Source organism: Pseudomonas kairouanensis (genome assembly GCF_004682055.1).
Lineage (GTDB): Bacteria > Pseudomonadota > Gammaproteobacteria > Pseudomonadales > Pseudomonadaceae > Aquipseudomonas > Aquipseudomonas kairouanensis.
In genome coordinates, this window is sequence record NZ_QUZU01000013.1 from 42,938 (window position 1) to 68,691 (window position 25,754).

A 25,754-nucleotide genomic window follows, 5' to 3' on the forward strand; every position below is an offset into this window, starting at 1 on the left:
GCAACTGGCGCTGGGGCGGTTACAGGGCTGACAGGGCCATTTGCGAAACCGCCAACTGCGCCAGCACCTCCACCAATGTCCCCTGTGCCAATTGACGCTTAGCGTGATGGCGCGGGGCCTGGATCATCCCGATTCCCGGCACCACGCAGCGCAAGTACCTGGAAGAGAACGTCGCCGCCCTGTCCCTCCGACTCAGTGTGGCGGAAAAGGCGCCTCCACTTTCTTGCACGTTCGTACCTAAAGCTCCTCCTTGCCAAGCCGATAGCCCGACGAAGCTCTAACAAAGCCGCGTCGACAATAAACGCTTCGTAAGGACGGCCCCATGCCTACACTTCGCTCCATCCAAGCCCGCTACACGCTGTTTCTGGTGCTGTTCGTCCTGGTGTTATTTGTGTTGACGGTGGTCGGCATCGGCCAGTTGGTCGCCCCTACACTGCGCCACACCGAAGAACAGGTAGTGCTCAACCGCATCGGTGAGGTTGCCACACAGATCCAGGGCGAACTGAACAAGGTTCAGGCCCAGCAACGCAGCATCACCCAGACCATCCCATTGCTCGACAGCGATGCCATCGACAAGGTCCTGCCTGGCCTGGTCGACCAATATGGCGAGCTGAAAGTCTTCGGTGGCGGGATCTGGCCGCTTCCAAACCAGCGCACGCCGGGACGTAACAAACACAGCACGTTCTGGCACCGCGACGCGTCGGGCAAGCTCACCGTCAATACCTTCTGGAACAGCGACCCCGCGCCCAATTACTACGACCAGAGCTGGTACAAAGGCGGCCTCGCTTCGCCACGCGGCCAATGTGCCTGGGCGGCCGCCTACAAGGACGACGCCAGCCAGGAGCCCCGTACCAACTGCGCCATGGCCATCCAGCGTGATGGCGCAGCCTATGGCGTCGCCACCATTGACGTGACCCTGGGTTTCTTCAATGACCTGGTGGCCAGCAAGGAAAAAGACATCGGTGGGCAGATGCTGATCGTCGAAGGCGACGGCAAGATCATCAGTAACAGTTCGCGCATCAGCGGCCCGGTGGTGTTGAAGAACATCAGCGAACTGGCGGGCACCTCGGCCTTCGCCGCTCAGGTCAGCAAAGCCCTGGCCCAGCGTGATCAAGCCCTGCAGCGCAGCGAATTCGACAATGGCGGCGTGGCCAGCACCTTTTACATGCGCCCCATCGAAGGCACGCCATGGTTCCTGGCAACCGCCCTGCCCACCTCGTTGATCACCGCCCAGCGCGATGACGTCCTGGGCACCCTGGCCCTGCTGCAAATCCCCATGGTGTTGTTGCTGGTACTGCTCGCAGCCTATGCAATCCGCCAACTGGTGCAGCGCATGAAATCGCTGAAAACCAATATTGACGCGCTGTCCGCCGGCGATGCCGACCTGACGCGACGCATCACCATCCGCGCCGAAGACGAGCTGGGCGCCATCGGCCATTCGGTGAACCGCTTTATCGTCTACCTGCAGAACATGATCGGTGAAGTGACCCAGGCCACAGGCGCCATGTCCACGGGGCTTGAGCAGTTGCAGCAGACGTCGGCGCAGACCAATCGCATTCTCGTGCGACACGCTTCAGAGACCGATCAAACCGTCACAGCCATCACCGAAATGAGTTCCACCGCCGATACCGTTGCGCAAAATGCTGCCGAAACCGCTGCGTTTACCCAACGCGCCAATGAGCATGCCGACCGCTCCCGTGTGGTAGTGGGCGAAGCTTCTAACAGTGTCAGCGCGCTGATCGGCGAAGTGTCCAGCGCCACCCACACCGTTGAAAACATGCGCCAGGACGCCGCACGCATCACCGAAACCCTGGGCGTGATCGGTGCAATTGCCGGCCAGACCAACCTTCTGGCGCTAAACGCCGCCATCGAAGCCGCCCGCGCCGGCGAGCAAGGCCGTGGCTTTGCGGTGGTGGCCGATGAAGTCCGCGCACTGGCCGCGCGCACCCAGGCCAGCACCTCGCAGATCAACGAGATGCTGGCGCGCCTGACCACGGGCGTTAGTTCGTCGGTGGCCGCCATGGAAAATACCCAGGCCAGTTGTCAGTCGGCGGCAGATGCCACGGCGCGAGTGAACACCGGGCTGGACGAAATGGCCGGCTCCGTCAGCCATATCAATAACCTCAGCACCCAGATCGCCACGGCCGCCGAGCAGCAAAGCGCCGTGACCGAGGAGATCAACCGCAGCATGGTGCAGATCCGACAAATGGTCGAAGAGCTGGTCGAGAGCGGCCACGCCACTCAAACCAGTACCCAAAGCCTGTTGGAGGCCAACGGCCGGGTGATTGGATTGATGAGCCGATTCAAGGTGCACTGATAAATGGCTGAAACACTCCCGTGCAATGTGCGGGAGTGGGACTATTCTGACAGCTCCTAGTCGCGACACAGGAGGTGTGCCATGCGCGCAGCCGAGCAATCGGTCCGCTTGGAGCGGATCAGTCAGGAACGCTTCATCAAAGCCCCTATCGATGCCGTCTATGACTACGTGACGCAGCCTGACCGCTGGCACGAATGGCATCCTACATCCCTCAGCGCCGAGACCGGCACCACCGGTTCACTGCCCGCCGGCACCCGTTTTACCGAGTTCATCGACCTGCTGGGCGTGCGTGTGCCCATGAGTTATCGCGTGCAGATCGCCCGGCGCCCTGGGGAATTCAAAACGGTGTTCACCTCCCTGGCCGTCGATGGTTCCATTCATTACTTCCTGATATCCCATCAAGGCGGCACGCTGTTCAAGCGCGTATTGATCTACGAAACCGAGTTGCAACTGGCCACCCTGCATGAGCGCATGATCGAGTTGTCGGCCATCGCCCTGGACCAACTCAAGCACCGTCTGGAAAACCCACTCTTCGTATAATTTTGAAACATTCCACCCCTGTGGGCGCTGGCTTGCCTGCGATGACATCGTCATGATCGCGCCGTCCCGACGATGTTATCCCACCTGCGAGCCCCACCATGAAAACCCCATTGCGATTGGCCCTGCTTTCAGCCCTGCTTGCGTCTACCCTGGCGCAGGCTGCCGACCTGATCCCCATCGACGTGCACCGCGATGCCAACTGCGGCTGCTGCAAGAAATGGATCAGCCATCTGGAAAGCAACGGTTTCAAAGTCAATGACCACGTAGAAGCCGACATGAGCGCCGTCAAGCAACGCCTCGGCGTAGCGCCTCGGCTGGGCTCGTGTCACACCGCGGTGATCGACGGCAAATTTGTCGAAGGCCATGTGCCCGCCGAGCAGGTCATGGCCCTGCGCAAGCGCGACGACCTGCTCGGCATCGCCGCACCAGGCATGCCCATGGGTTCCCCGGGCATGGAGGTGGACGATCGCAGCGAGGCCTATCAAATTATCGGCCTGACCCGTGAGGGCAGCGATGTGGTGGTGGCCGACTATCCGGCGCACTGATCGGTGCTGATGGGTTACCTGGGTTTGTTCGTCGCGGCGTTTGGCGCCGCGACCTTACTGCCCCTGCAGTCAGAAGCCGTGTTGGTGGGCTTGCTGCTCAGCGGGGATTACCACCTGTGGTTGCTGCTGGGCGTCGCTACCCTGGGTAATGTGCTCGGTTCGCTGGTGAACTGGTGGCTGGGGCGCTGGGTGGAGCACTTCAAGGCTCGGCGTTGGTTTCCAGTGAGCGACAAGCAGCTGCACAAGGCACGCAACCACTATGCGCGCTGGGGGCACTGGACCTTGTTGCTCAGTTGGGTGCCGATCATCGGTGACCCGCTGACCCTGGTGGCCGGCGTGATGCGTGAGCCGTTGTGTCGGTTCCTGTTATTGGTAACCCTGGCCAAGAGCCTGCGTTATGGCGTCCTCGCGGCATTGACCTTGCAGTGGGCGTTAATCCCCACTTAATCCCCTCCCAACAGCATCCGGGCACACCTTTCGGAGCGCTGTCGATGTCTCTAACCCGTGCCTTTTGCATTGCCGGCCTGCTGACGGCCAGTGCCACCCCTGCCTTAGCCGCCTCCTACGGCCCCGAACTGCAGGGTTTCCAGTACCCCTACCCCGTTGAACACTTCCAGTTCCAATCCCAGGGCAAACCCCTGCAAATGGGCTACATGGACATCCCCGCCAAAGGCCGCGCCAACGGTCGCAGCGTGGTGCTGATGCACGGCAAGAACTTCTGCGGCGCCACCTGGGAGGATTCGATCAAGGCGTTGAGCGACGCCGGCTACCGCGTGATCGCGCCCGATCAAATCGGTTTCTGCACCTCCAGCAAGCCCGAGCACTACCAGTACAGCTTTCAGCAATTGGCGATCAACACCCACCAACTGTTGGAAAAACTCGGCATTCAAAAGGCCACGATTGTCGGCCACTCCACCGGTGGCATGCTCGCCACCCGTTACGCGCTGCTTTACCCCACGCAAACCGAGCAGCTTGCACTGGTGAACCCCATTGGCCTGGAAGACTGGAAAGCCCTGGGCGTGCCCTATCGCAGCGTGGACCAATGGTACGAACGTGAGCTGAAACTAAGCGCCGACGGTATCCGCAAATACGAACGAAGTACCTATTACGTTGGCCGCTGGAAGCCTGAGTACGAACGGTGGGTGCAGATGCTGGCGGGCTTGAACAGCGGCGCCGGCCACACCCAGGTGGCATGGAACTCGGCACTGATTTACGACATGATCTTTACCCAGCCGGTGTACTACGAGTTCAAGGACTTGCAGGTACCCACCCTGATGCTGATCGGCACCGCCGACACCACCGCCATCGGCAGCGATATCGCGCCACCGGCGGTCAAGGCGAAGCTGGGTCACTACGAGGTGCTGGGCAAGCAAGTGGCCAAGCTGATCCCCCATGCCACCCTGGTGGAATTCCCAGGCCTTGGGCATGCACCGCAGATGGAAGAACCGGCCCAGTTCCACAAGGCGCTGTTGCAGGGTTTGAACGCGCTTTAATCCAACCTTTTTCGAGGCACTCGTGAATGTCGCTACAGATTGCAGTCATTGATGATTGGCAGAACGTTGCTCGTGGCGTAGTGGATTGGTCAGCCCTTGACGCGGTGGGTCAGGTGCAGTTCCTGCACGATTACCCCGCAGACACCGCCACGATGATCGAACGCTTGAAGGGCTTTGACGTGATTTGCCTGATGCGCGAGCGCTCCACCTTCGACAAGGCGCTGCTGCAAGGCCTGCCCAGGCTCAAGCTGCTGGTGACCGGCGGCATGCGCAACGCCGCCGTCGACATCACCGCCGCCAAGGCGCTGGGCGTTACGGTGTGCGGCACCGACAGCTACAAGCAGGCAGCGCCGGAGTTGACCTGGGCATTGATCATGGCCTCGACCCGCAACCTCCTGGCCGAAGCCAATTCGCTGCGAGCCGGCGGCTGGCAGGTGGGCCTTGGGGGCGATCTGTATGGCAAAACGCTGGGAGTGCTGGGGCTGGGCAGCATCGGCCAGAAGGTCGCGCAGTTCGCCCAGGTGTTTGGCATGCGCGTGATTGCCTGGAGCGAAAACCTCACGCCAGAGCGCGCAGCACAATCGGGCGTAACCTGGGTGAGTAAACAAGCGCTGTTTGAACAGGCCGACATTCTCACTGTTCATTTGGTACTCAGCGAGCGCAGCCGTCACCTGGTGGATGCACAGGCGTTGGGCTGGATGAAACCCAGCGCGCGCCTGGTCAATACCTCTCGCGGCCCCATTGTGGATGAGCAGGCACTGGTATCGGCACTGGAAAGTGGCCGCCTGGCCGGGGCAGCCTTGGATGTGTTTGCAGAGGAACCGTTGCCGGTGGACCACCCGTTCCGCCGCTTGTCCACGGTGTTGGCCACACCTCACGTGGGGTATGTGAGCGAGCAGAACTTCCGGCAGTTTTATGCCCAGATGATCGAAGACATTCAAGCCTGGGCCGACGGCACGCCCATTCGCATGCTTGCCTGACGCACCACTGTGGCGCAATGCCCCTGTCGTGAGCGAGCTTGCCCCGCGCTGGGGCGCAGCCGCCCTAAACCTGCCACCACCATGAACCAGATACACCACGGCGTCTGTGTTAGGGCGGCTTCGCCCCCCAGCGCCGGGCAAGCCCGCTCTCTACAGTCGCGCATAATCCTCAGCGTGTTTTTAAAGCTGCATATGGTTACAAGTTTTTTGTCCTACAAAATCTTCTCACAAACCCTACAGGCTCTAGGATCTGTCCTAGACTCATGACCGATGGGTCCGATCGAAAACAAAAACCCCGCAAAAAATCGAAACTTTCCAACTCTGCCGTAGGTCCAGTTTTAAGGTAAGGCGAGCACCCGCCATTTTCGGCAAATGCCCGTCCATCCAATCTTTTGACGCTAAACGTGCAACTGGCATACGCCTTGCCAGTTTGTACTGTGCTTGTGCGCCTGGCCGCAGGATGCGGTCATCGGAGCTAATGGCAGCGGGCCATTAGCCGACCAACATGTGGGAGAGAACTATGATCAGTGCCGCTGTAGATATTCAGGGAGAGCGTGTCAGTCAGCCGGTAGGGGGGCCTTCGTTGGTCGACCTGCCCACCACTGTGCGGCCGATCGTGAGTCAGAACCCTAACCGCAAGAAAGTCCTGTTTGTGACCTCCGAATTCGCCGATCTGGTCAAGACCGGCGGCCTGGGCGATGTGTCTGCCGCCCTGCCCCGCGCCATGGCGCATCTGCACGATGTGCGGGTGTTGATCCCCGGTTACCCGCAGGTGATGGAAAGCGACAACCCGATCCACATCATCGGCGAACTGGGTGGCCACGCAGCGCTGCCGCCGTGCAAGATCGGACGCATGGACCTCAAGGACGGCCTGGTCATCTACGTGCTGATCTGCCCTGAGCTCTACGAGCGTGAAGGCACGCCCTACGGCGCCAATAACGGCCGCGACTGGCCGGACAACCATATTCGCTTCGCCCGCCTGGGCCTGGCTGCCGCCGACATGGCTGCCAACCTGGCGCAGATTCACTGGTGCCCAGACCTGGTGCACGCGCATGACTGGCCCGCTGGCCTGGCCCCGGCCTATATGCACTGGCGTGGGTCACGTACGCCGACGCTGTTCACCATTCATAACCTGGCGTACCAGGGCGTGGTCAGCCTAGCCTCTACGCCGGAACTGGGCATCCCGCCCCATGCCCTGCAACAGGAAGGCATGGAGTTCTACGGCAAGATGTCGTTTCTAAAGGCCGGCATGGCGTACTCCAGCCATATCACCACGGTGAGTGCCACCTACGCCCAGGAAATCACCACACCGGAATTCGGCTGTGGTCTGGATGGCTTTCTTGCCAGCAAGACCCAGCAAGGCCTGCTCAGTGGCATCCCCAACGGCATCGATGAAAGCTGGGAAACCTCCACTGACACGCACCTGCAACACAACTTCAATATTGGCGACTGGGAAGGCAAGGCTGTCAACGCCGCCCATGTGCGCGAATTGTTCGGCTTGCAGGAATCCACCGGGCCGCTGTTCGCGGTGGTATCTCGCCTGGTTTATCAAAAGGGCCTGGACCTTACCGAAGCCGTTGCCGGCTTTATCGTCGAAAATGGCGGCCAGATCGCGATTATTGGCCGTGGCGAGCCTGAAGAAGAACAGGCCATGCGTGAACTGGCCCTGCGCTTTCCTGGCCGTGTGGGGGTGCGTATTGGCTTCAATGAGACCGACGCCCGCCGGATGTTTGCCGGCAGTGACTTCCTGCTGATGCCTTCGCGCTATGAACCCTGCGGCCTAAGCCAGATGTACGCACAGCGCTTTGGCTCGTTGCCGATCGCGCGCAATACCGGAGGCCTGGCAGACACCATCGAAAATGGCGTCACCGGCTTTTTGTTCAACGAATCCACCGTACAAAGTTACGAAGAAGCCCTGGGCCGCGCGTTCAAAGTGTTCGCCTACCCCGGCTTGCTCAACGCCATGCGCAGCCGCGCCATGACCCAACCCTTCAACTGGTGCCAGGCGGTGGAACCCTACGCCGAACTGTATGAACAGCTGGTGGTTAAAGCACAGGGGAAATCCGCTAAATAATCAAAGGGAGGTCTCTGTAGATGCCGTCACGGACTCTGGAAACCTGGCCCCACGGCGCAATCATGCTGGACGCGCAACACACGCGTTTTGCCTTGTGGGCGCCAGACGCGTTTTATGTCAGCGTTGAATTGGAAAACGGCAAGTCCATCGCCATGCTGCCCCAGGCAGACGGCTGGTTTGAAACCGAACTGGCGTGCCCGGCGGGCACGCGCTACCGCTTCAATATCGACGGGGAAAAGGACGTCCCCGATCCGGCGTCCAGGGCCCAGGCCTCGGACGTGCATGGCTGGAGCCTGGTAGTCGACCCGCTCGCCTACCCCTGGCGCCACAGCCAATGGCAAGGCCGCCCTTGGCACGAGGCGGTGATCTACGAGGTGCACGTCGGCGCGCTGGGAGGCTACGCCGGGGTAGAAAAACACTTGCCGCGCCTGGCTGAGCTGGGCATCACGGCCATCGAGCTGATGCCATTGGCACAGTTCCCTGGCGAGCGTAATTGGGGCTACGACGGCGTCCTGCCCTATGCGCCCCAGGCCTCCTACGGTACGCCCGAACAGCTCAAGCACCTGATCGACAGCGCCCACGAACACGGCCTGGCCGTGATCCTGGACGTGGTCTACAACCATTTCGGCCCCGACGGCAACTATCTGGGCCAATACGCCCAAGGCTTTTTCCGCGAAGACGTGCACACGCCCTGGGGCGCCGGCATCGACTTCGACCGCCGTGAAGTGCGCAATTTCTTCCTCGATAACGCCCTGATGTGGCTGCTGGAATACCGCTTCGACGGCCTGCGCCTGGACGCCGTGCACGCCATCGATAACCCCGGTTTTCTCAAGGAACTGGCCCAGCGCGTTCGCCAACAGGTCGATATCGGCCGCCACGTCTGGTTGGTGCTGGAAAACGAATTCAACCAGGCCAACCTGCTGGGGCAGGATTTCGACGCCCAATGGAATGACGACGGTCATAACGCCCTGCATGTATTGCTCACCGGCGAAACCGACGCGTATTACAGCGACTTCGCCGCCGACACCACCGCCAAACTCGCGCGCTGCCTGGGCGAAGGTTTTATCTACCAGGGCGATACCACTCGCCATGGCCATGCCCGTGGCGAACCCAGTGCGCACTTGCCGCCCAGTGCGTTCGTGCTGTTTTTGCAAAACCATGATCAGATCGGGAACCGCGCCCTGGGCGAACGGCTGCACCAACTTTGCTCGCCCCAGGCACTTGCAGCCGCCACCACCTTATTGCTGATGTCGCCGATGATTCCGCTGATGTTCATGGGCGACGAGGTCAACGCCAGCGAGCCGTTTCTGTTCTTCACCGACCACCATGGCGAATTGGCCGAAGCGGTGCGGGAAGGCCGGCGCAACGAGTTTGCCGACTTCGCGGCGTTCCACGATCCCGAGCGGCGCGAACGCATCCCCGACCCCAATGCCTTGCCCACCTTCCAGCAGTGCGCGCCGTCCTTTGCCGACAACGCCCACACCCAGCTTTACCGCCAGCTGCTAAGCCTGCGCCACCGCCACATCGTGCCCCATCTGCCCGGCAGCGTGGCCCTGGGCGCGCAGGTACTGGCCGAGGGCGCGGTCACGGCGCGTTGGCGCCTTGGCGACGGCAGCCTGTTGCAGATCGACCTGAACCTGGGCGCCACAGCGCTTGATCATCCAGCGTCCGCGCACCTGTTATTCGAAACGCCTGCCGGCCAAAGCGCACAGCTGCCGCCCTACAGCGCACGCGTTACCCTATCCCCTGTTGGAGAGCACCCTTGAGCGAAGCGAACCTGGAAATCCTCGCCAGCCGCGCGGGCCTGGCCGTCGATTGGATCGACGCCAACGGCCGCCCGCAACGTGTAGCGCCCGACGCCTTGCGCGCCGTGCTCAAAGGCCTGGGGCACCCAGCCGATGACGATGCACAGATCAACGCCAGCCTGCTGGAACTGGAGCAGGCCCAACAAGACAAGCACCTGCCGCCCCTGCTGACCATCGACAGCGGTGAAGGCCTCGACCTGGCCCGCTACTTCGAGCCCGACACCCAGTGCCGAGTCAACCTCGAAGGCGGCGAAACCCTGGAGTTGCGCCTGGACAGCGACGGCGTGCTGCCCGGCGTAATCGCCCTGGGCTACCACCAGGTGCATATCAATGACCAGGTCTTCACCCTCGCCGTGGCCCCCACCCACTGCTATAGCGTGGCCGAGGCGGTGGACAGCCAGCCCGCCCGCGCCTGGGGCCTCAGCGCTCAGTTGTATGCCCTGCGCCGCCTGGGCGATGGCGGCTTCGGCGATACCCTGGCCCTGGAACACCTGGCGCGTTCAGCCGCCGAGCGCGGCGCCGACGCCCTGGCGATCAGCCCGATGCACGCGATGTTCAGTGCCGACACCGGACGCTACAGCCCGTACTCGCCCTCCAGCCGCCTGTTTCTCAACAGCCTGTATGCCTCCCCCGGCTGCATCCTGGGGGAGCGCGAAGTGCGCAACGCCATCGAGGCCATCGGCCTCACGGATGAGTTGCATACCCTGGAGCAGAACACCCTGATCGACTGGCCGGCGGCAGCCCAGGCCAAGCAGCGCCTGCTGCGTGCGTTGTATGAAGACTTCCGCCACGGCCAGCATCCACAACACGCCGATTTCCAGAGCTTCCGCCAGGCCGGCGGCGAAGCCCTGGAAAACCACTGCCGTTTCGAGGCCGTACAAAGCCTGCGCGCCGCCGCCGGCGAGGACCTCGACTGGCGCCACTGGCCCGAAGCCTGGCGCACGCCGCAAAGCCCGGCACTGAGCCAGTTTGCCCAAGAGCACGCCGATGAGATCGGCTACTTCGCCTTCACTCAATGGTTGATTGCGCGCTGCCTGGAACGTGCGCAACAAGCCGCCCGTGGCAGCGGCATGGGTGTCGGCCTGATCGCCGACCTGGCGGTGGGCGCCGACGGCGGCGGTAGCCAGGCCTGGAGCCGCCAGGATGAATTGCTCGCCGACCTTACCGTGGGCGCCCCGCCAGATATCCTCAATCGTTCAGGACAAGGCTGGGGCATTTCCGCGTTCTCCCCGGAAGGCCTCAAGCGCAACGGCTTCCGTGCCTTTATCGAGATGCTGCGGGCCAACTTCGCCCACGCGGGCGGCTTGCGCATTGACCATGTGATGGGCCTGCAGCGCCTCTGGGTCATCCCCATGGACGCCTCGCCACGGGAAGGTGCGTACCTGTATTACCCGGTGGACGACCTGCTGCGGTTGCTTGCGCTCGAATCCCACCGCCACCAGGCCATTGTGCTGGGTGAGGACCTGGGCACGGTGCCCGACGGCCTGCGCGAAAAACTGATCGGCCGCTCGATCCTGGGCATGCGCGTGCTGCTGTTCGAACAAAACCACGAGGGCCAGTTCAAGCCGATCCTCGACTGGCCGGACAACGCCCTGGCCACCACCAGCACCCACGACCTGCCAACCCTCAACGGTTGGTGGCACAGCCGCGATATCGAATGGAATATCCAACTGGGCCTGATCGACGCGCCCACGGTGGAGCAATGGAGCGAACACCGCCTGCGCGAGCGCCAGGCCTTGCGCCAGGCGCTGAGCCAGGACCCGCAGAATTTTGTCGATGAGATCCGCAATGACACCGACCACATGATCGACGCCAGTGTGCGTTACCTCGGGCATACCCGTGCGCCGTTGGTATTGCTGCCCCTGGAAGACGCACTGGGCATCGAAGAGCAGGCCAACCTGCCCGGCACCCTCGATACCCACCCCAATTGGCGGCGGCGCCTGCCCGCAGAAGCTTCTGCCCTGCTCGACCATGACAGCGCGGCGCGCCGCCTGGAATTGCTCGCCGTCGCACGCAACCAAGCCTTTGAGCGTGACCGATGAAGACACTACCGTTACGGGCCACTCAACGCCTGCAATTTCACAAGGGCTTTACCCTGGACGACGCGGCGGCGCTGGTGCCGTACTTCGCCAAGCTGGGGATCAGCCATCTGTACGCCTCGCCGCTGCTCAGCGCCCGCGCCGGCTCCATGCATGGCTACGACGTGGTCGACCCCACCCGCGTCAATCCGGAACTGGGCGGTGAGCCTGCGTTGCGTCGCCTGGTCAGCGCACTGCGTGAAAACGATATGGGGCTGATCCTCGATATCGTCTCCAACCACATGGCGGTGGGCGGTGCCGATAACCCCTGGTGGCTGGACCTGCTGGAGTGGGGTCGTTTGAGCCCCTACAGCGAATTCTTCGATATCCAGTGGCACTCGCCCGATCCGTTGCTCAAGGGCCAATTGCTGATGCCGTTCCTGGGCAGTGACTACGGCGAAGCCTTGCAGACCGGCACTGTGGCGCTGCGGTTCGACGCCACCCACGGCACGTTCTACGTCGAGCATTACGAACACCGCTTCCCGATCTGCCCACGGGATTACGCCGCGATTCTGGGTCACGATGAATTGCTCAGGCCGCTGTCCGAGCGTTTCAGCGCCCTCGCCTACCAGGACGACGCCTACCACGAAGCCGCGTGGCTCAAACAAGCGCTGGCCGAGCGGGCGACCGAAGACGAGGTGCGCCACGCCATCGAGCAACAAGTGGCGGCGTTCGACTTTGACCGCCTGCATCGATTACTGGAACAACAGGCCTACCGCCTCGCCAGCTGGCGTACGGCAGCGGACGATATCAACTGGCGGCGCTTTTTCGACGTCAATGAACTGGGCGGCCTGCGGGTGGAACGCAGTGCGGTGTTCGAGGCCACCCACGGCAAGATCTTCGAGTTGATCAGCGAAGGCCTGGTGGACGGCCTGCGCATCGACCACATCGACGGGTTGGCCGACCCGCGTGGCTATTGCCGTAAGTTGCGCCGTCGGGTCGACGCATTGTCACCGCAACGGCACTTGCCGATCTTCGTCGAGAAGATCCTCGGCGAAGGCGAAACCCTGCGCGACGACTGGCAGGTGGATGGCACTACCGGCTACGAATTCATGAACCAGTTGTCGCTGCTGCAGCATCATCCCGACGGCTTCGAACCCTTGGCCGACCTATGGACTCGCCACAGCGAACGCCCGTCGGCCTTTATTGAAGAGGCTCGGCTGGCTCGCCAGCAAATCCTCAATGGCTCCCTGGGCGGCGACTTTGAAAGCGTGGCCCAGGCGCTGCTGCAAGTGGCCCGCGACGATGTGATGACCCGCGACCTGACCCTGGGCGCGATCCGCCGGGCCTTGCAGGCGTTGATCGTGCACTTCCCGGTGTACCGCACCTATATCAGTGCCCGTGGCCGCAGCGCCGCCGACGAAAAACTGTTCCAGCAGGCCATGGACGGGGCGCGCACCACCCTGGGCGAAGGCGACTGGCCGGTGCTGGACCACCTGGCCAACTGGTTGGGCGGCCAACCGTGGCGTGATCGCCCGGTGGGCCGTGAACGCAAGATCCTCAAGCATGCCTGCGTGCGCTTTCAGCAATTGACCTCGCCTGCTGCCGCCAAGGCGGTGGAAGACACCGCGTTCTATCGCTCGGCGGTGCTGCTGTCGCGTAACGATGTGGGGTTCAGCACCGAACAATTCAGCGCGCCGTTGGCCGATTTTCATGCGGTCAACCAACAGCGCCTGCAGCACTTCCCGGATAACCTGCTGGCCACCGCCACCCACGATCACAAGCGCGGCGAAGACACCCGCGCACGCTTGGCAGTCCTCAGTGAGCACGCGCCTTGGTTTGTCGAACAGGTAGAGCACTGGCGTACGCTCGCGGCCCCCCTGCGTACCGAGGGCAGCCCATCGGCCGGCGACGAATTGATCCTGTATCAAGTGTTGCTGGGCAGCTGGCCGTTGGACCAGGGCAATGAGTTCGAAGGCTATCAACAGCGCTTATGGCAGTGGCAACAAAAGGCCCTGCGCGAAGCCAAGCTGGACAGCAGTTGGAGCGCGCCCAACGAGGCGTATGAGCAAGGGGTGCAAGCGTTCCTGTCACGCCTGTTGCTCCGCGACGAAGGCCTGGCACTGCGTACTGCCATCGGTAAAGCCGCCCACGTCATCGCCCCGGCCGGTGCGCTCAATGGCTTGGCGCAAACCTTGCTTCGTATGACCGTGCCGGGTGTGCCGGACCTGTACCAGGGCGATGAGTTCTGGGACTTCAGCCTGGTCGACCCGGACAATCGGCGGCCGGTGGATTACGCGGCCCGGCAACAGGCATTGGATACGCCGCCGGACATTGGCGAACTGTTGGTCAACTGGCGTGACGGGCGCATCAAACAGGCCTTGATCGCCCAGGTGCTGGCCTTGCGCAAGGCCCATCCTGAGGTGTTTCGCAGGGGTGCCTACACACCGTTGCAAGTGGTCGGCGAACACGCCGAGCGGGTGGTCGCATTCTGTCGCGAACACCAGGGCCGATACCTGTTGGTGGTGGTGCCACGCTGGCCCCATCAGGTGCTGGAAAAGGGTGTAACTCCCCACATCAATGCGCAGGTTTGGGGCGATACACGGGTGAAATTACCGTTCGCCGTGCCAACACAAAACTGGAAGGGACTTTTTCATACAGGCGCAGTCACACCAGACAAGGAGTTGTTGGTCAGCACTGCCCTGGGGGATTTCCCGGTCAATGTCCTTATCAATCCTGATGATCAAGAAAGCTGAACATTTTCTGTGAGGAGCATTGCGATGAGTACTGAAGACAAACGCATACGCGAGTTAGCGCATCAGATCTGGGAGTCAGAAGGCAAACCCCATGGCGAGGATGCGCGGCACTGGGAGATGGCGCGCAAGCTGGCGGAAGCCGAAGCGCTGACGCCGAGCAAATCCAAGGCGGGCGCCAAGCCCAAGCCCGCCGCCAAGCCGGCTGCGAAAGCCAAGCCCCCTGCGCCGCCAGCCAGCAAGCCGACTGCACCGGCGGCTAAAAAGCCACCGGCGCCGAAGAAGCCCAAACCTTAGGCGGTCACGCCTGTTGAGCCCCCTTGCGATGCCGTCGCAAGGGGGCTATTTCATGACTCATCTCTTCAGCTGAACCTTCATCAGCACGGCCGCGTTCGGCCCGGAAAAAGACCTTTGCAGGAGCAGCACCATGAGCAAACCGGATAAAACCCCATCGACGCCGAGCCACGAGCCGTCGCGGATACGTGAAGGTTTGCCCTTCCCCCTCGGCGCTACCTGGGATGGCCTGGGGGTCAACTTTGCGTTGTTTTCGGCCAACGCCACCAAGGTAGAACTGTGCCTGTTCGATGACGCCGGCGAAGTGGAGCTCGAACGCATCGAACTGCCCGAATACACCGACGAAACCTTCCACGGCTACCTGCCCGACGCCCATCCCGGCCTGATCTATGGCTATCGCGTCTACGGTGCTTACGACCCGGCCAATGGTCATCGTTTCAACCACAACAAGCTGCTGATCGACCCCTATGCCAAGCAACTGGTGGGCGAGCTCAAATGGTCGGAAGCGTTGTTTGGCTACACCATCGGCCACCCCGATGATGACCTCAGCTTCGACGAGCGCGACAGCGCCCCGTTCGTGCCCAAATGCAAGGTGATCGACCCGGCCCACACCTGGGGCAACGACCAGCCAGTGCGCGTGCCCTGGGACCGTACGATCATTTACGAAACCCACCTGCGCGGCATCAGCATGCGTCACCCTTCGGTCGGCGAGTCGGTGCGCGGTACCTGTGCCGGGTTGATGGAGGACGATGTGCTCAAGCACATTCGCCAGTTGGGTATTTCATCGGTGGAACTGCTGCCGGTGCACGCCTTCGTCAACGACCAGCATCTGCTGGAAAAGGGCATGACCAACTACTGGGGCTACAACAGCATCGCGTTTTTCGCCCCCGACCCTCGTTACTTGGCCAGCGGCAAGATCGCCGAATTCAAGGAAATGGTCGCGCACCTGCATGAGCAGAAACTCGAAGTGATCCTCGATGTGGTCTACAACCACACCGCCGAGGGCAACGAGCGCGGCCCTACCCTGTCGATGCGCGGCATCGACAACGCCTCCTACTATCGGCTGATGCCTGACGACAAGCGCTTCTATATCAACGATTCGGGCACCGGCAATACGCTGGATCTGAGCCACCCGTGCGTGCTGCAGATGGTCACCGACTCCCTGCGCTACTGGGCCACGGAAATGCACGTCGATGGGTTCCGCTTCGACCTGGCGACCATCCTGGGGCGTTACCGTGACGGCTTTGATGAGCGCCACAGCTTCCTCGTGGCCTGCCGCCAGGACCCGGTGCTGCGCCAGCTCAAGCTCATCGCCGAGCCCTGGGACTGCGGCCCCGGCGGCTATCAGGTGGGCAACTTTCCGCCGGGCTGGGTGGAATGGAACGACCGCTTCCGCGATACCGTACGTGCCTTCTGGAAAGGCGACGACGGGCAGTTGGCAGACTTTGCCGCACGCATGACCGCCTCGGGCGAGATGTTCAACCACCGTGGGCGCAGGCCCTACAGCTCGGTGAACTTCATCACCGCCCACGACGGTTTCACCTTGCACGACCTGGTGTCGTACAACGACAAGCACAACGAAGCCAACGACGAGAACAATCAGGACGGCAGCAACAACAACCTGTCCTGGAACCATGGCGTCGAAGGCCCCACTGACGACCCGGAAATCAATGCGCTGCGCCTGCGCCAGATGCGCAACTTCTTCGCCACCCTGTTGCTGGCCCAGGGCACGCCCATGCTGGTGGCAGGTGACGAATTCGCCCGCACCCAGCACGGCAACAACAACGCTTACTGCCAGGACAGCGAAATCGGTTGGGTCAACTGGGACCTGGATGAGGACGGCAAGGCCCTGCTCAAGTTTGTAAAGCGCCTGATCAAGCTACGCTTGGCCTATCCGATCCTGCGCCGTGGCCGCTTCCTGGTGGGCGACTACAACGAGGACATCGGGGTTAAAGACGTGACGTGGCTGGCGCCAGACGGCAACGAAATGACCACCGAACAGTGGCAGGACAGCCATGGGCGCTGCCTGGGCATGCTGATGGATGGCCGCGCGCAGGAAACCGGGATCCGCCGACCTGGGGCGGATGCCACCCTGTTGCTGGTGGTGAATGCGCACCACGACATGGTCAATTTCCGTCTGCCACCGGTACCTGAGGGTGGGTTCTGGACCTGCATGGTCGACACCAATCAAACCTCGGTGCGCGGCCAGGAACGGTTTGAATTCGATCACGAATACGCCGTCACCGGCCGTTCACTGTTGCTGTTCGAGTTGCAATACGAGGAAGAGGTGTGACATGGCACTGCATGGATTCCTTCAAGGCTACCGGGGTTACGCGGACACGCAGGCCTTGGGCGCGGCCCTGAGGGCACTTCAGGAAGAAGGCCTGGACCAACTGCCATTGCCAGGTAGCGGCCAGACGCTGGAGCGGTTCAGCGGGCTGGCCCAAGTTGCCGGCCATGACCTGCGCCTGTGCAAGCTGTTCGAGGGGCACACGGACGCCTTGGCGATCATTGCTGAGCTTGATCATGCCTTGCCGCCCCACGGCAGTACGTGGGGCATGTGGGCCGCTGAACCGCCCCAAGCCAAAGTGCGCGTGCGCCACGACGGTGAGTGGTTGGTGGTGGAGGGTCGCAAGGCATGGTGCTCCGGCGCGGCGGTGGTGAGCCACGGATTGTTGACCGCCTGGGACGAGGAGGATCGCCAGCAACTGGTGGCAGTGCAGATGCAGCAGCCGGGTATCAAGGTCACGAGCGAGGGCTGGAATGCCGTGGGAATGGCGGCTACCGGCAGTGTCGAGGTGGTGTTCAAAGAGGCACGCGGGCTGGCGGTGGGTGGGCCAGGGGATTACCTGTCCCGCCCAGGCTTCTGGCACGGCGGGATCGGTATTGCCGCCTGCTGGTACGGCGGGGCGCAACGCCTGGGGGAAATGCTGCGCGCGCAGTGCAGCAAGCGGCCGGAGCCCCACGCGCTGGCGCATCTGGGTGCAGTGGACAGTGCCTTGAACAGCGCCGCGTGCGTGCTGCGCGCCAGTGCGCAGCGAGTTGATCGCGAGCCTTTCGCCGATGCCCGGCAGTGGGCCCAACAAGCGCGCGCCTGCATTGAGGATACGGTGGAACAGGTGATTCATCACGTGGGCCGGGCTGTGGGTGCGGGGCCGTTTTGCAAGGACCCGCACTTTGCCCAGTTGATGGCCGACCTGCCGGTGTATGTGCGCCAAAGCCACGCCGAACGTGACCTTGCGGCCCTCGGCGAGCAGGTGGCGAGCCAGCCTAACGGGAGGTGGCAGTTATGAAACCCAACCCGATCATTGGCCAAGGCACGCCGGTACAGCATTGGCAGTCCTCGACCCGACTGGCCGAAATGGAGCAGGTAAGCGTCGCGCAGTTGGTGCCCGAAGGGTGTCGCGCGGTGATTATCGCGCCGCACCCGGACGATGAAGTGCTCGGTTGCGGTGGCCTGCTGCAAGGCCTGGCAGCGTTGGGCCGGGCCGTCCAGCTGATCTCCGTCACCGATGGCAGCGCCAGTCACCCAGGCTCGCGACGCTGGCCGGTCGAGCGCCTGAGCGTGGTGCGTCCGCAGGAGTCGGCCCAGGCCCTGCACCGCCTGGGCTTGCCATTGCACAGCCTGAAGTGGTTACGCGCAGGCTTCGCCGACAGCCAAGTGGCTGCGCGGGAGGCTGAACTTGCAGCGTTTATCCAGCGTCACCTCAAACCCACCGACAAGGTGTTCACCACCTGGCGCGAAGACGGCCATTGCGACCATGAAGCCGTCGGCCGTGCTAGTGCCAAAGCCGCAGAAGCCGTGGGCGCAACGCTGTATGAGCTACCCGTGTGGACCTGGCATTGGGCAACCGCCGAAGACAGCCAGGTGCCCTGGCACCGTGCGCGCAAAATCCCGCTTAACTGCGCTGCCATCGCACGCAAGCGTCATGCGATTCATGCCTTCGCCAGCCAGCTGGAAGGCGACCCGCAGATTGGCCTGCCCCCGGTACTGGCGCCCTATGTCGTGGAGCGCTTGTTGCTGCCGTTTGAAGTGGTGTTTGTATGAGTGTGAGCACGCCGTATTTCGATGAACTGTTTGCCGGCAACGATGACCCCTGGGCTTTTCGTCAGCGCTGGTATGAACGGCGTAAACGCGCGCTGACCCTGGCTTTGCTGACCCGCCCGCGCTATGCCTCGGTGTTCGAACCCGGCTGTGCCAACGGTGAGTTGAGCGCAGAATTGGCCCCCCGCTGTGACCGTCTGCTGTGCTGTGACACCGCCAGCGCCGCCGTCTCCCTGGCCAAGACGCGTTTAGTCGGGTTTACCCATGCCCAGGTCCAGCAATGGCGGTTGCCTGAACAATGGCCTGCGGGGCCCTTCGACCTGATTGTCTTGAGCGAGTTGTGTTACTACCTCGACGCCAATGACTTCAACCGCCTGATCGACCTGGCCCTCGCCTCCTTGAGCGATGACGGCCAACTGCTCGCCTGCCACTGGCGCCCCACCATCGAGGGCTGCCCGCAAAACGCCGAGCAGATACACGCGTTGCTCCAGCAGCGTCTGGAGATGCCACGCGTGGCAAGCCTTCATGAACACGACTTTCTTCTCGACCTGTGGAGCCGTGACGGCACCTCGGTTGCCACCCTTGAGGGCTTGCGATGATCGGTATCCTGATCCCGGCACACAACGAAGAGGCACTGCTTGGCGAGTGCCTTGAAGCGGCCATAATCGCCGCCCAGCACCCGGGCCTGTTGGCTGAAACCGTGCACATCCTGGTCATACTCGACAGTTGCAGCGATCGCAGCGCCGCAATCGCCCAAGCCTATGGCGTGCAGTCCTTGGAGGTACAGGCGCGCAATGTGGGGCATGTGCGTGGCGTGGGTGCGCGGCACCTGCTTAACCAGGGTGCACGCTGGATCTCCTGCACAGACGCCGACAGCCGCGTGGCCCCGGATTGGTTGGTGGCACAACTTGCGCTGGGCACCGACGCGGTATGTGGCACCGTAACCGTCGATGGCTGGAGCGAAGGCTTCGACGGGGCAGCGCAAATTCGCTATCACCAGGCGTATCAGGCACGCGATGGGCACCGGCATATTCACGGCGCCAACCTGGGGGTGAGCGCGGGGGCATATGTGCAAGCCGGCGGCTTCGAACCGCTGGCGTGTCATGAGGATGTGCAGTTGGTGCGTAACCTGGAACGCTGCGGTGCGTCCATCGCCTGGAGCCACGCGCCGCAAGTGACGACCAGCGCCCGCCTGGACTGCCGCGCGGCAGGTGGATTTGGTGATTACCTGAAAGGCTTGATGCAGGCGCTGTGAATTTTCCACATTTCAAGATGTGAAAGCGCCGATTCCTTGACTATGCTGATCACGCCTTGCCGGTAATCCAGGGTTGGAATGCCGTGCAGTCACCATGGCGGAGTCTGTGGTGAAAAAAAGAGTGTCGTCCCGTCCTCGGGGTACGACCCAGCATCAATTGACAAGGATGTGTCATCCATGAAACCTGCCTCCTTAGGCGAAGGCCGTCGCGGCCCCGCGCAAGTCTGGAACAGCGCCCCGCAGATGGCGCAAATACCGGTTATCCACCCAAACACGCTGGTACTTCCGGGTGCACGCGTGGTAATCATTGCCCCGCACCCAGGCGATGAAGTATTGGCTTGTGGCGGTCTGCTGCAAGTGCTGAGCACCTTGGATCACCCGTTGAAACTGATTTCCGTGACTGACGGCAGCGCCAGCCACCCCGGCTCCAACGTGTGGCCGGCCAGCCGCTTGAGCGTGGTGCGGCCCCAGGAAAGCGTCGAAGCGCTGCGTCGCCTGGGCATGCCGTTGCACAGCCTGAAGTGGATCCGAGGGGGCTTTTGTGACAACGCCCTGGCCGCTCGCGAACAACCCTTGAGCCAATTCATAGCGCGTTACCTGCAACCGGGGGATGTGGTGTTTACCACCTGGCGCAACGACGGCAACGACGACCATGATGCCGTCGGCCGCGCCAGCGCCAAAGCCTGCGACCTGGTGGGTGCGCGCCTGTATGAGCTGCCGATCTGGGCGTGGCACTGGCCGGCGCGGGACGCTGCGATCATCCCGTGGCAGCGCGCACGCAAGGTACGCCTCGACACCTGGAGCGTCGCACGCAAGCTGCACGCCGCCCACGCCTATGCCAGCCAATTGGTGGGCGACCCCGAGATCGGCCTGCCACCGATGCTTGCCCAAGTGTTGCTGGAGCGCATGCGCGACCCGTACGAGATCGTGTTTTTCTAAGCTTCAACTCGTCTATACCTGTTAGTTCTGACAGTGGCGCCCAGGATCATCTGCAACTAAGGTGCAAAAAGTGCTGCGCAGGTTGATGTGCAGTCGAGAAAGCCATGCCAACCCTTTGCATTGGCCGATGTTTTCCGAAATAGGTTACTGCTGTCCCTGATCCGTATCGCGCATCACGTTGTCATGGTCTGGTCCGCGCCTGCCGTTGCAGGCACCGGACACTCTCCCCCTTGTTAGAGGACGGATCATGCGCACACGGATCAAACCCACTCTCCTGCTGGGTGTCGCCTGCTCGTTGGTAGTGGTTGTATGGCCTGCCATCAGCCGAGGCGCTTGTGTCATCGTCCCCACTGCCGGGGACGACACGTACACCTGCGATAGCGGTATCGCGGCCGGGTTCACGGACCCCGGCGGCAATAACACACTGAACATGAGCGGAACCGGCACCATCGCAGGGAATGCCACGTTTGGCGCGGGGATCGATGTGGTGACCATCCTTGACTCCAGCAGCAGCGGCATGCAAGTGAACGGCTCAGTCAACCAGGGTGATGGAAACAACATCTTCCAGATGAACAACGGCACTATTACCGGCGCGCTGACCCAGGGTACGGGTAGCGATATTGCGCAGATCAGTGGTGGCACCCTGGGTTCAGTGTCCCAAGGGGCGGGGGTCGATAGCTTCAGCATGAGCGGCGGCACGATCCTCGGCGATGTGGACCAGGGTGACGGGTTGGACGACTTCACCCTGAATGCAGGGACCATCGTTGGCGCCTTTTTATCAGGCGACCGTGCCACCATGACCGGCGGCAGCATTGGCCGGGTCAATATGTTGCTCGATGACAACCTGTTCGATATGCGCGGGGGTACCATCATCGCCAACCTGGTGACCGGTTTTGGCAACGACACCATTCTGGTCTCAGGCACCAGTTATATCGGCGGCAATATCAGCGTCAGCGGCGGCGCTGACCTTGTACGCATCACCGGCGGCACCGTGAATGGCCAGATTCTCATGAGCGTGGGCGCGGATCGACTTGAGTGGCTGGGCGGCGGGCAGGTCAATAATTTCATCTCGATGGGGGGCGACGATGACACTGCGCTCCTGCAAAACTTGACCGAAACCGCGGTTGCACCCACCCCGTTGATAGATGGCGGCCTGGGCGTCGACACACTGACCCTGGACAACAGCCAGCTAGGAACGCCAGGCAGGTATACGAACTGGGAGGTGGTGAACCTGGACAACAATGCACAGTTCACCCTCGGGGGCACCTTCACCCTCGGCGATACCGGTACGGGAACCGGCACCATGAATGTCAAGGGTTCCAGCGCGCTGCGGGTGGATACCGGGGTGATCACTGCGTTTGACGCTGCCCAGCTGACGACACTGAACAACCTTGGCACCATCGACATGACCACCGGCAGCTCGATCGCCACCGACAGCCTGACGGTCAACGGCACCTACAACGGCACCGGTGGTAAGTTGGCCCTGCAAAGCGTGCTGGGCCCCGATGGTTCGGCCAGCGACAAACTGGTGGTCAGCCAGGGCACGATCCAGGGGACTACGGGCATCAATATCACCAACCTGGGGGGTGCGGGGGCGGCCACGCTGCAGGATGGGATACAAGTGGTACAGGCCATCAACGGCGCCACCGGCGGGGCCAGCGCCTTCACCCTGGCCGCGCCCGTATCGGCGGGTGCGTTCGACTACTACTTGTTCAAGGGCGGGGTCACCGCCGGTACCGCAGAAAACTACTACCTGCGCTCCACCGTACCGGTCGTGCCACCACCGGACCCGGACCCGACGATTATCGTGCCACTGCCAACCCCCGTGGAGGGCACGCCGCCCCTTCCGCCCAATCCAGGGGTGACGCCGCTGCCGATCTACCGCCCCGAAGTCCCTGTCTACGCCGCGCTGTTCCCGGCAACCCAGCAAGTCGTCCAGGCCATGCTGGGCACTTACCATGAGCGCATGGGCGACCAACGCCAGCAGCCACCGACCGGCTCGCGCCCGGCAGGCTGGGGACGGGTGTACGGCAACAGCACTCGTCAAAGCTTCGAAGGAACGGTCAGCCCTACGCTCAACAGCTCCACCCTAGGGTTTCAAGTAGGTACCGACCTGTTTGCCCTCCCCCTGGGCGAAAACCTGACGCAACACCTGGGACTGTTCGTCGGCCATAGCCGCTTGACCGGCGACATCAAGGGCTTCAATGGCGGCTGGCAGAACAAGGACGCCGGCAGCACCACCTTGCGTAGCGACAGCGTTGGCGTGTACTGGACGCTGATCAACCCTAGCCATGCCTACCTGGACCTGGTGGTGATGGGCACACGCTTCAACGGTAATAACGAATCCGACCGAGGCGTGAAAATGAAGACCCGCGGGCACAACGTGGCCGCCTCGGCGGAGGTGGGTTGGCCGATCCCGCTCACACCAACGTTGAGCATTGAACCCCAGGCCCAGGTGATCGTCAGCAAGACCACGCTGGACAGTCAGAACGATGGTATTTCCGACGTGTCCTACGACGCCGACACTAACCTCATCACTCGCCTGGGCGTGCGCCTGAGCGGCGATTACCTGCTCGGCGGCCTGGCGCTGCAACCCTATGCACGCGCTAATGTGTGGCACAGCCGTGGCGGCAAGAACACGGTGACCTTCGCGGATGTCACCGACATCGAGACCGAGCAAAAAGCCACCACGATGAACCTGAGTCTTGGCGCCACCCTCAAGGTGGCACCGGGTATCAGCCTGTACAGCGAAGTCGGCTATAACCGCAACCTCGACAGCAACGCCTTTAACGGCCGCCAGGGCACCGTGGGTGTGAGGATGGAGTTTTGACCCAGGCTTTGTATCGCAGTGTGTACAGGGGGCATTGCGATACAGAGCCTTTAACTCAAGGACGTTCCTGAAACAGAGCAGATACAGCACCGCGTTCAACTGTGAGCCAGGCACACATCAAGCCACAGGAGGCTCGCCATGCACGCTCAGTTGAATCGCCGCTCCAAACGCCCACTCTTTTTGGCCTTTGCTTTGTCGCAGTTCGGTCTCATGGGCATGGCACACGCCGAGATGCCGGAGGTCAACCTCCCCATGCCGGTCAGCCAATCTGCCTTCGGTGCGCTCAAACATGTCAAGGCAGGCCTGTTGGATGTGGCCTACGCCGAAACCGGTCCGGCGAATGGCCAAGTGGTGATCCTGCTGCACGGCTGGCCCTACGATATCGACAGCTACGCTCAGGTTGCGCCGCTGCTCGCAGCCAAGGGGTATCGCGTGCTGATCCCCTATGCCCGTGGCTATGGCGGCACCCAATTCCTCTCGGACAAAACCTTGCGCAACGGCCAACCGGCGGCGCTGGCCAGCGATGTGATCGACTTCATGGACGCGCTGAAGATCAAACAGGCGGTGCTCGGTGGTTATGACTGGGGCGCGCGTTCGGCAGACATCGTTTCGGCACTGTGGCCGGAGCGGGTCAAGGCGTTGGTGTCGGTCAGTGGTTACCTGATCGGCAACCAGGCGGCCGGCAAGAACCCGCTGCCACCCAAGGCCGAACTGCAGTGGTGGTACCAGTTCTACTTCGCCACCGAGCGCGGCGCCGCCGGCTACCAGAAAAACACCCATGACTTTGCCAAGCTGATCTGGCAAACCGCGTCACCCCAGTGGAAGTTCGACGACGCCACCTTCGACCGCAGCGCCAAGGGCCTGCAGAACCCGGACCATGTCGCCATCACCGTGTTCAATTACCGCTGGCGCCTGGGGCTGGTCCAGGGCGAAAGCAAGTACGAGCCGCTGGAACAAAAACTCGCCCAGGCCCCCTCCATCGGCGTGCCCACCATCACCCTGGAAGGCGATGCCAACGGTGCCCCGCATCCAGCGCCTGAGGACTACGCCAAGCGCTTTACCGGCAAGTATGAGTTCCGCCTGATCAACGGCGGCATCGGTCACAACCTGCCACAAGAAGCGCCCGAGGCGTTCGCCAAGGCCGTTATCGACGCGGATCACTTGTGATGAAGCGCCTGTGCATGGCCGTTATGGCGCTGGCCAGTTCAACCAGCGCTGTGGTCTTCGCCGACAACGCGGCCTCGCCCATCTACGGCGTGACCATTCCCGACGGCTACCGCCAATGGGAACTGGTGGCACCCGCCCAGGAGGCCGACCCGCTGAACGAACTGCGTGTGGTGCTGGGCAACAGCGCCGCCCTCAAGGCCTACCGTGAAGGCAAGCTGCCCTTCCCCGACGGCACCGTATTGGCGAAGCTGGCGTGGAAGCATGAACAATCGCCGGAGTTCAAGACCGCTTCCATCCCCGGCGCCGCCACTACGGTGCAGTTCATGGTCAAGGATTCGAAAAAATACGCCTCCACCGGGGGCTGGGGTTTTGGGCGCTTTATCAATGGCAAACCGGCAGATGAGGCCCAGCACCAGACGTGTTTTGCCTGTCACCAGGCATTGGTGAAGGATCGGGATTACGTGTTCACCAAACTGGCACCCTGAACGCCACACTCTCAATCCACAACAATAGCGGGCCAACGGGGCGTAATCACCAATGATTACGTCCCTTTTCCCACAGGTGTGGCAAAAAGCCCTTACCTGCGATGTGAAAATTTCGTTAACCAATTCTCCCCAAAGGCTTTTTTGCCTTGAAACCTTCTGTCACACTGACGCGAATAATTATCAACAACTTTATTATTCGCCATGGAAGGTGTTC

Annotated in this window: 20 protein-coding genes and 1 pseudogene; all 21 read left to right on the plus strand. The window is 62.1% G+C overall.

Going from position 1 to position 25,754, the window contains the following annotated elements; genetic code table 11:
* Positions 1-110 precede the first annotated feature (110 nt).
* Positions 111-281: pseudogene (locus tag DYL59_RS32055) on the plus strand (hypothetical protein); the annotation flags it as partial.
* Between the two features lie 41 nt (positions 282-322).
* Entirely contained in the window at positions 323-2,317 is a 1,995-nt protein-coding gene (locus DYL59_RS12960) for a methyl-accepting chemotaxis protein (protein WP_135289533.1), read from the plus strand.
* Positions 2,318-2,398: 81 nt separating this feature from the next.
* Complete coding sequence (locus tag DYL59_RS12965; protein WP_135289534.1) at positions 2,399-2,857, plus strand: SRPBCC family protein; 459 nt, start codon at positions 2,399-2,401, stop codon at positions 2,855-2,857.
* Between the two features lie 98 nt (positions 2,858-2,955).
* Entirely contained in the window at positions 2,956-3,402 is a 447-nt protein-coding gene (locus tag DYL59_RS12970; RefSeq protein WP_135289535.1) for a DUF411 domain-containing protein, read from the plus strand.
* 3 nt (positions 3,403-3,405) lie between these two features.
* Positions 3,406-3,849: a YqaA family protein gene (locus tag DYL59_RS12975; protein ID WP_193557549.1), complete on the plus strand. Its 444-nt coding sequence runs from the start codon at positions 3,406-3,408 to the stop codon at positions 3,847-3,849.
* 44 nt (positions 3,850-3,893) lie between these two features.
* Positions 3,894-4,895 carry an alpha/beta fold hydrolase gene (locus DYL59_RS12980; RefSeq protein ID WP_135289537.1) on the plus strand — a complete coding sequence of 334 codons (1,002 nt, stop codon included), beginning with the start codon at positions 3,894-3,896 and terminating at the stop codon, positions 4,893-4,895.
* 26 nt (positions 4,896-4,921) lie between these two features.
* Positions 4,922-5,875 (plus strand): D-2-hydroxyacid dehydrogenase family protein, encoded by a 954-nt coding sequence (locus DYL59_RS12985; RefSeq protein WP_135289538.1) that lies wholly within the window; start codon positions 4,922-4,924, stop codon positions 5,873-5,875.
* 520 nt (positions 5,876-6,395) lie between these two features.
* Complete coding sequence (glgA, locus tag DYL59_RS12990; RefSeq protein WP_135289539.1) at positions 6,396-7,949, plus strand: glycogen synthase GlgA; 1,554 nt, start codon at positions 6,396-6,398, stop codon at positions 7,947-7,949.
* Positions 7,950-7,969: 20 nt separating this feature from the next.
* Complete coding sequence (treZ, locus tag DYL59_RS12995; protein WP_135289540.1) at positions 7,970-9,715, plus strand: malto-oligosyltrehalose trehalohydrolase; 1,746 nt, start codon at positions 7,970-7,972, stop codon at positions 9,713-9,715.
* On the plus strand, positions 9,712-11,796 hold the full coding sequence (malQ, locus tag DYL59_RS13000) for a 4-alpha-glucanotransferase (RefSeq protein WP_135289541.1): 2,085 nt from the start codon (positions 9,712-9,714) through the stop codon (positions 11,794-11,796). Before treZ ends, malQ begins: the two co-directional genes overlap by 4 nt.
* Positions 11,793-14,528, plus strand: coding sequence for a malto-oligosyltrehalose synthase (locus DYL59_RS13005; RefSeq protein ID WP_135289542.1), 2,736 nt, complete (start codon positions 11,793-11,795; stop codon positions 14,526-14,528). The genes malQ and DYL59_RS13005 overlap by 4 nt, the downstream gene beginning before the upstream one ends.
* A 24-nt stretch (positions 14,529-14,552) precedes the next feature.
* Positions 14,553-14,822, plus strand: coding sequence for a DUF2934 domain-containing protein (locus DYL59_RS13010; protein WP_135289543.1), 270 nt, complete (start codon positions 14,553-14,555; stop codon positions 14,820-14,822).
* Positions 14,823-14,952: 130 nt separating this feature from the next.
* Entirely contained in the window at positions 14,953-17,112 is a 2,160-nt protein-coding gene (gene glgX, locus DYL59_RS13015; RefSeq protein ID WP_135289544.1) for a glycogen debranching protein GlgX, read from the plus strand.
* A gap of 1 nt (position 17,113) precedes the next feature.
* Positions 17,114-18,112 (plus strand): acyl-CoA dehydrogenase family protein, encoded by a 999-nt coding sequence (locus DYL59_RS13020; protein ID WP_135289545.1) that lies wholly within the window; start codon positions 17,114-17,116, stop codon positions 18,110-18,112.
* Positions 18,109-18,867, plus strand: coding sequence for a PIG-L deacetylase family protein (locus tag DYL59_RS13025; protein ID WP_135289546.1), 759 nt, complete (start codon positions 18,109-18,111; stop codon positions 18,865-18,867). Before DYL59_RS13020 ends, DYL59_RS13025 begins: the two co-directional genes overlap by 4 nt.
* A complete protein-coding gene (locus DYL59_RS13030) occupies positions 18,864-19,463 on the plus strand; it encodes an SAM-dependent methyltransferase (protein ID WP_135289547.1) in 600 nt (199 codons plus the stop codon). Before DYL59_RS13025 ends, DYL59_RS13030 begins: the two co-directional genes overlap by 4 nt.
* Entirely contained in the window at positions 19,460-20,119 is a 660-nt protein-coding gene (locus tag DYL59_RS13035) for a glycosyltransferase family 2 protein (RefSeq protein WP_135289548.1), read from the plus strand. The genes DYL59_RS13030 and DYL59_RS13035 overlap by 4 nt, the downstream gene beginning before the upstream one ends.
* 177 nt (positions 20,120-20,296) lie before the next feature.
* Positions 20,297-21,058 (plus strand): PIG-L deacetylase family protein, encoded by a 762-nt coding sequence (locus DYL59_RS13040; RefSeq protein WP_135289549.1) that lies wholly within the window; start codon positions 20,297-20,299, stop codon positions 21,056-21,058.
* Positions 21,059-21,305: 247 nt separating this feature from the next.
* Complete coding sequence (locus DYL59_RS13045; RefSeq protein ID WP_135289550.1) at positions 21,306-23,888, plus strand: autotransporter family protein; 2,583 nt, start codon at positions 21,306-21,308, stop codon at positions 23,886-23,888.
* Between the two features lie 138 nt (positions 23,889-24,026).
* Positions 24,027-25,055 carry an alpha/beta fold hydrolase gene (locus DYL59_RS13050; RefSeq protein ID WP_135289551.1) on the plus strand — a complete coding sequence of 343 codons (1,029 nt, stop codon included), beginning with the start codon at positions 24,027-24,029 and terminating at the stop codon, positions 25,053-25,055.
* Positions 25,056-25,069: 14 nt separating this feature from the next.
* Complete coding sequence (locus DYL59_RS13055; RefSeq protein ID WP_420359282.1) at positions 25,070-25,540, plus strand: cytochrome P460 family protein; 471 nt, start codon at positions 25,070-25,072, stop codon at positions 25,538-25,540.
* Positions 25,541-25,754: the final 214 nt, after the last annotated feature.